The organism is Bacillota bacterium (genome assembly GCA_040754675.1).
GTDB lineage: Bacteria > Bacillota > Limnochordia > Limnochordales > Geochordaceae > Geochorda.
This window is the reverse complement of the sequence record JBFMCJ010000246.1, coordinates 1-6,237: the sequence shown is the minus strand read 5'-3', so window position 1 is coordinate 6,237 and position 6,237 is coordinate 1. Positions and strand designations below refer to the sequence as shown.

Genomic DNA, 6,237 nt, shown 5'->3' with positions numbered 1-6,237 from the left:
GGTGCGGACGGTTGCCCGCAACGTGAAGCGTTGGCAAAACGGCGAGCAGGTACTCCGCTGGGCGGCGGCGGGTTTACTGGAAGCTGAGTCCCGGTTCCACCGCATTGCTGGGTACCGTGACATTCCCGTTCTGGTTCAAGCTCTCCGGAAAGAGGTGTTCCCAGATACATCCAGGGAGGTGAAAACGGCCTAAATGGGGAGCTACGGGCCGCCACGAAAATCCACGGCGTTCAGGACAACCCCTGGAGGTGTTGGGGCAGAGGGAATGGAGGGCGGCGATGGGGCCGGGCAGTGGGCGCTGACACCGGCCACCTGGGGTCGTGCAGGACTTACAGGGGTCGCACCCGGCCGAACGGTCTGGACCATCCGTAGGGCGACGTGGTCTTGCTTGCTGTGCCGACCCATTCTGGCTGGGCGGTTCGGGTGTGTCGCTGCTCTTGTTGGGAGGATTGGGAGGGGTGGCTTTGTTGGGCAGAGCAGTGAGCCGGTTTAAGCAAAGGCACGGGCTGCTGAGAACAAGGCAGGGAGGAACTGCGGGGCAGATGCGGACAGGGTTGGCCGGGGGAAGCTTGTGCTGATGTCCGATATGGCGGGACGGTGTTCGTGCTGGTGGTTGGCATGCGCTCGCCGGACGGGTTGGGCAAGGGCAAACGGGCCTGCGTCCGCACGGAGACGTTTCGAGGGGGTCTTCTCACCCGTGCTGATAAGGGTGGGGCGGTAGAACCAGGGTTCGGTCAGGTGTCTTGCTTCGGATTACTTGTCCGACGCTAAGTGGCCCAGGTGCGGACTGCGCCGTTTGGGTGGAGTATGGCTGTTCCCACGATCCCCACTCCAACGGCGGAATGGCTGAATGAACAGTCCCTTACTACGTCCCCGCTAGACTGTAGTCGCACCGTTGCGTGCTGGTACCTCCCAGCTTTTCTGGTGATCGACAATCCAAGACTATGTTTGCGTTTGTCGGAAGTTCTGAATCCCCTACGTGGTGCGAGTGGGCTGCTGCCATTGCTATGGCGACCGTGCCCGTCGCACGGCTTGCCTCGGACGCCTGTTCGGTAGCGGGAAGGGCGAATACGCACTCTCCCCAGTTGCCTGCTCCGCTCTGCGGTCCAAAAGAGGCCGAAATTCCAGCAAGGGTCCTCGGGTGCGCCCTCTGGGACTCAGACCCGCGGCCCCCCGGCCACGGTCACCACCGTCGGAAGCAGGCAAGAGTCCTTTCCGTGGCGCATCGGAGGGACTCAAGCCAGGATCGTGAAATTCGTCAAGGGTGCTACCACGGTCAGGCGGTGAAAGCGGGGAAAGCCAGTGCGCGGGAGGACGTTGCGGGTGAGGAGGCGAATTGAGGATCTGAAAGAGGGTGGTGATCAAGAGTGTGCGAGACGATTGTGGGACGTAGGGTAGCCGTGCTGGCCGAAAGGGACTTCGAAGACCTCGAACTCTACTATCCGTTGCTTAGGCTGAAGGAGGCAGGAGCTGAAGTCAAGGTGGTGGGCCTGGCTGGTCCGTCGTACCTGTCGAAGCACGGATACCCGGTTAATGTAGATCTCACCATTGACCAGGCTCGCCCGGAGGATTTCGACGCCGTCGTGATTCCAGGTGGGTGGGCGCCCGACTTCCTGAGGCGGAGCCAGGCGGTATGTACTTTTGTGCGCCACATGTGGGAAATGGGCAAGGTGGTGGCTGCGATCTGCCACGCAGGGCACGTGCTGGTCTCGGCAGGGATACTCCCAGGCCGTACTGTTACCTGTGTGGCTGCTATCCGTGACGATGTGGTGAATGCGGGAGCAAAATACGTGGATCAGGAGGTGGTGGTGGATGGCAACCTGATTACTTCCCGCACGCCTTCTGACCTTCCGGCTTTCTGCCGGGCGATCATGCGGGCCTTGAGCTAGACTCCATAGAGTCCATGACAGGTATGCTTTTCGGTGAGCCGAGTGGCCGCCATGACGCGGGAGAACGTGTGACCACGAACGGGCGGGCAGGGGCTGAGGTCGCGCCGGGCGCGAAGCACCAGGGGTAGGATGTGTCAAGGTGGTGTTACTCGGACTCATGGCGGTAGTTTTCGCCCGCTGCGCGTCGGTCGCGGCGTACGGTGGGTTACGAGCAGGTAAGCTTGGATGGGATGAAGGGGCTCACCTGCGCTTTACAGGAGGTGAAGGGGGCCTCTTTGGCTTCCTGGGGTGTTCCGCTATCCTGACCGTGGGGAAAAGTAGCACCGGCGGGAAATGTTCGTCTCGGCTGTCCGTGACCCCCGGTCGAGTGCGCTGGTGACCTTCGAGTGCCAGGCGGCGGAGCCTTGGCACCTGGTGCTGCATCGTACACAGGGAGATCTGGGTATCAAGCCACCAGCTGAATCGTAGCGTTTGAAGTTCCTGTTCCGCGGCGTCGGCGTCAGTGACCCGCAGTTCTGCCACCCACGTCGGCCGAATCGCCGTGGAGCGCCGGAGCCAGCAGGAGTTTGATCGTTGACGTCGTATTACTTGGCATGACAACGTTACATGTGGAGGGTGTTGGGTTGAAGTTTGGGCAGGTTCGGTTGGCACCACTTGACCGCAACAGCCCGGTGCCGAAGTATCATCAACTCAAGCAGATCATCCGGGAGAAGATTGAGAGTGGCGAGTGGCCACCCGGGGAACTGGTTCCCTCGGAGTACGAACTGTGTAAGTTGTATGGTGTTAGCCGCACCACGGTAAGGCAGACGATGGCTTGCCTCGTAGCGGAGGGGCTCGTCGTCAGGGAGCAGGGCAAAGGCACGTACGTTGCACACCCGAAGCTCGAGCAAGGGCTGGTGGGTTTCTATAGCTTTACGGAGGAAATCCTCAAGAAGGGCTTGCGCCCCCGGTCAGAGGTGATTGAAGTAGGAGTTGCCCCTGCGACGAAATCTGTGGCCCGTAGGCTGTTGTTGACCGAAGGGGACCAGGTGGTTTACCTTACAAGGCTCCGCTTGGCGAACGAGGAGCCCATCATGCTTGAAACGTCCTATTTGCCGCACAGGTACTGCCCTGGTTTGGCCGAGGTCGATCTCAACAGCAGGCCTTTGTATGACGTACTGCGCGGTGAGTACCGCATTGAGTTGACCCGGGCTCGGGAAGGGTTTGAGCCGGCGTTGGCTGATGAGTACGAGGCCCGCTGGTTGTGCATCGAGCCGGCAGCTCCTGTGTTGTTGCTCGAAAGGCTAGCGTTCATGGCGGGTGAGAGAGGAGAAGATGTACCCATTGAGTTCTGCCGTAGTGTGGTTCGCGGGGATCGGTGTCGGTTCTACGTGGACCTGCCGGGGCGTGGGTGAGGGGCAGGGCTCGCCATGAGCTGAGTGGCCGGGTGACACCGGAGCAGTGCAGATTGACTTGCCATGACAACATTACGTTGCAACACGTACTTCTTTCATTCGTGCCTCGGAGGTGGACGGGTTGATGGGTGCGCATACGTGGCAGGAGATTCAGAGCCAGCCGCAGGCCTGGGAGTCGGCGTTGTCGGCGGTCAGGTATCACGCCAATCTCATAAACTCTCTTATCAACGAACCGCAGGTTGTAGACGAGATTGTTCTGGTGGGATGCGGGTCGTCGTATTACCTTGCTCTTTCTGCTGCAGCCACCTTTCAGAGGTTATTGGGAATACCTTCTCGGGCCATTCCCTCCTCCGAGGCGATTTTTTACCCGGAGTCTGTTTTCCGTCGGGGCAAGTCAGTCCTGGTGGTGGGGATCTCCCGTTCAGGGGAAACCACTGAGACGCTGGTGGCCTTGGGGCGGGCGGCGTCTTCGCCCGGGGTTAGGCTGATGAGCGTCTCATGCCGGCAGGACACAGAGCTGGCCCGGCTTGGAGGCTTCCACCTTTACCTCCCGGGCTGTGACGAGGTTAGCGTGGTTATGACTCGGTCTTTCAGTGCCATGCTCTTGGCCTTGCAAGGCGTTGCAGCCCTTGGGGCTGGTAATGTTGCGTGGTTCGACCGGCTGAGTGGGCTTCCCGTTGTGGCTCAGAACATAGTGGATGCTGCCCTGCCCCTGACCCGTTCTCTGGGTTCTGACGGATCTATCCGCCGTTTTGTATTCCTCGGTAGTGGGCCTTTCTACGGTATAGCTTGCGAGGGAATGTTGAAGATCAAAGAGATGGCCCTGGCCAATTCTGAGGCGTACCACACTCTGGAATTCCGTCACGGGCCCATGTCTGTATTGGACGCCAACACGCTGGTGGTGAGTATCACGTCGGACGTAGCCCGGCGGGAGGAGTCCGAGTTGTTGCAGGAACTGCAGTCGTTGTCGGCGCGGACCTTGGCGGTGGGGGCTCCGGTCGCCGGCGCGGAACACGTCGTGGAGTTGCCTGTCGACAGATTCGACGAATGGGCCCGAGCGGCGCTGGCCATCGTACCTTTGCAGCTGCTGGCCTACTGCCGGGCTACCAGTGAAGGGTTCGACCCTGACCGCCCGCAACACCTTTCTCGAGTGGTCAGGTTGGGGTTCTGATGAGAGCGGCGCGTGGGGTGGGAAGGTGAGCAGGATAGGGGTGCTGCTTCGGGGCCACGTTATCCTGGATGTGGCCGTAGCGGGCTGGGAGGAGGCTGTACGAACGGCGGGTCGACTCCTCGAGGCTTGTGGGGATGTTAATCCCGAGTACACGAAGGCAATGGTGCGTACGGTGCGTGAAATGGGCCCCTACATCGTAGTGGCACCCGGCGTTGCACTTCCACATGCCAGGCCAGAGGATGGGGCGCTGCGCACATGCGTGGGCTTGGTTCGGTTGGCAACTCCCGTGGCCTTCGGAAGCGAAGTGAACGATCCCGTTGACCTTGTTATTCCCTTTGGTACTTCGCGCGCGGAGGAACACGTTGAGGTTCTGGCTGAGCTTGCGCGATTCCTGGCCGGGGCCGAACGGGTACATGCCCTTCGGCGGGCACGGACCGAAGACGATGTCCTGGCGGTATTCCGGGCTTTTTCACTGGGGGAGGGACTGGCATGAGAGTAGTTGCGCTGTGCGGCATGGGGTTCGGCACCAGTCTCATGTTGAAGATGACTATCGGCGACATTTTCCGCGCACACGGAATCAAGGCTGATGTCCAGGCGTGGGATCTGGGTAGCTTCAAAGGGCAGGCTGCCGACATCGTGGTGGCGCCCCAGGACATGAAGCGCCATCTTAAGGACTATCAAGGAAGGGTGGTGTTGATCAACAATCTCACTGATCGTAGGGAAATTGAGGAGAAGCTTCTGCCGCTGGTGCGCGAGTTGCTGGCGTAGACCAGATCCTGGATTCGGTGGGGTAGGGGGGTGGGGCCGGCCGAGCGACCGAGGGTGTTCTCCGGTGGAGCCATCATAACTCCGAAAACAAAAGGGAGGGTGCGCGATGCTCGAGTTTATTGTCGAGTTCTTCAGCACTCCGGCGATCGTGATCGGAGTGGTGGCGTTGGTAGGCCTGATTGTACAGCGCAAGTCGTTCTCCGAGGTTCTGTCAGGCACGGTCAAGACCATGCTTGGGTTCTTGATCCTGGGTGTGGGCGCCGGTGCCATTGTAAGCTCTCTGGATCCCATCACCAAGATGTTCATGCAAGCGTACAATCTCCAGGGGTTCGTGCCGTTTGACGAGCTGGTTGTGGCCTCCGTAGCTGCCAAGCTTGGGCGGGAAACTGCATTAATTCTGGCGTTTGGCTTCCTGGTGAATGTTATCCTGGCTCGTGTGACCCCGTGGAAGTACATCTACCTTACGGGGCACATGTTGTGGATTCATGCGGGCGCCTGGGCCATTGTGTTGCACACGCTTGGGCTCTCCAGCACCGCGATAGTGGTGTTGGGTTCCGTGGTCCAAGGGCTTTACACCACGTTGTTCCCGGCTATGGCGCAACCGTTCATGCGCAGGATTACTGGCACGGATGACGTTGCTTTCGGTCACGGGCAGACGCTGCTTAACGTGCTTGGAGCGGTTATTGCGAAGCCCTTTGGGAACCCCAGGGACAGCGCCGAGGAAGTCGCCGTTTCTGACAGGTGGAGCTTCTTCCGCGATATGGCTATAAGCATGTCTATAATCATGTTGATAGTATCTATTCCGGCGGCGCTGGTGGCGGGACCCGAGTACATCGAGAAGAATCTTAGCGGCGGCCAGAACTACCTCATATTCTCGATCCTCAAGGCGCTGGGCTTCACCGCCGGCGTACTGGTTCTGCTGCAGGGCGTCCGGATGTTCATTGCCGAAATGGTTCCGGCATTCCGTGGCATCGCAACCAGCATCGTGCCCGGGGCTAAGCCCGCGCTCGACTGC

The 6,237-nt window shown here is 60.0% G+C and carries 7 protein-coding genes; all 7 read left to right on the top strand.

The genetic code is table 11. The annotated features are described in order from the left end of the window. Positions 1 to 193: IS256 family transposase (locus AB1609_13850; protein ID MEW6047543.1), on the top strand; the 193-nt coding region annotated here is incomplete at its 5' end. Positions 194 to 1,367: 1,174 nt separating this feature from the next. Beyond that, positions 1,368 to 1,889: a type 1 glutamine amidotransferase domain-containing protein gene (locus AB1609_13845; GenBank protein ID MEW6047542.1), complete on the top strand. Its 522-nt coding sequence runs from the start codon at positions 1,368 to 1,370 to the stop codon at positions 1,887 to 1,889. 566 nt (positions 1,890 to 2,455) lie between these two features. Next, positions 2,456 to 3,283, top strand: a complete 828-nt coding sequence (locus AB1609_13840; protein MEW6047541.1) for a GntR family transcriptional regulator — start codon at positions 2,456 to 2,458, stop codon at positions 3,281 to 3,283. Positions 3,284 to 3,407: 124 nt separating this feature from the next. After that, positions 3,408 to 4,454: an SIS domain-containing protein gene (locus AB1609_13835; GenBank protein ID MEW6047540.1), complete on the top strand. Its 1,047-nt coding sequence runs from the start codon at positions 3,408 to 3,410 to the stop codon at positions 4,452 to 4,454. Further along, on the top strand, positions 4,393 to 4,947 hold the full coding sequence (locus AB1609_13830; protein MEW6047539.1) for a PTS sugar transporter subunit IIA: 555 nt from the start codon (positions 4,393 to 4,395) through the stop codon (positions 4,945 to 4,947). Before AB1609_13835 ends, AB1609_13830 begins: the two co-directional genes overlap by 62 nt. Continuing rightward, positions 4,944 to 5,222, top strand: coding sequence for a PTS sugar transporter subunit IIB (locus tag AB1609_13825; protein MEW6047538.1), 279 nt, complete (start codon positions 4,944 to 4,946; stop codon positions 5,220 to 5,222). The genes AB1609_13830 and AB1609_13825 overlap by 4 nt, the downstream gene beginning before the upstream one ends. A gap of 106 nt (positions 5,223 to 5,328) precedes the next feature. Then, on the top strand, positions 5,329 to 6,237 hold a 909-nt coding region (locus tag AB1609_13820; GenBank protein MEW6047537.1), incomplete at its 3' end, for a PTS ascorbate transporter subunit IIC.

What these genes read in the sequence shown, in the direction of transcription:
- AB1609_13835 (MEW6047540.1), top strand. Translation starts at nt 3,408, where the DNA reads ATGGGTGCGCATACGTGGCAGGAGATTCAGAGCCAGCCGCAGGCCTGG.
- AB1609_13825 (MEW6047538.1), top strand. Translation starts at nt 4,944, where the DNA reads ATGAGAGTAGTTGCGCTGTGCGGCATGGGGTTCGGCACCAGTCTCATG.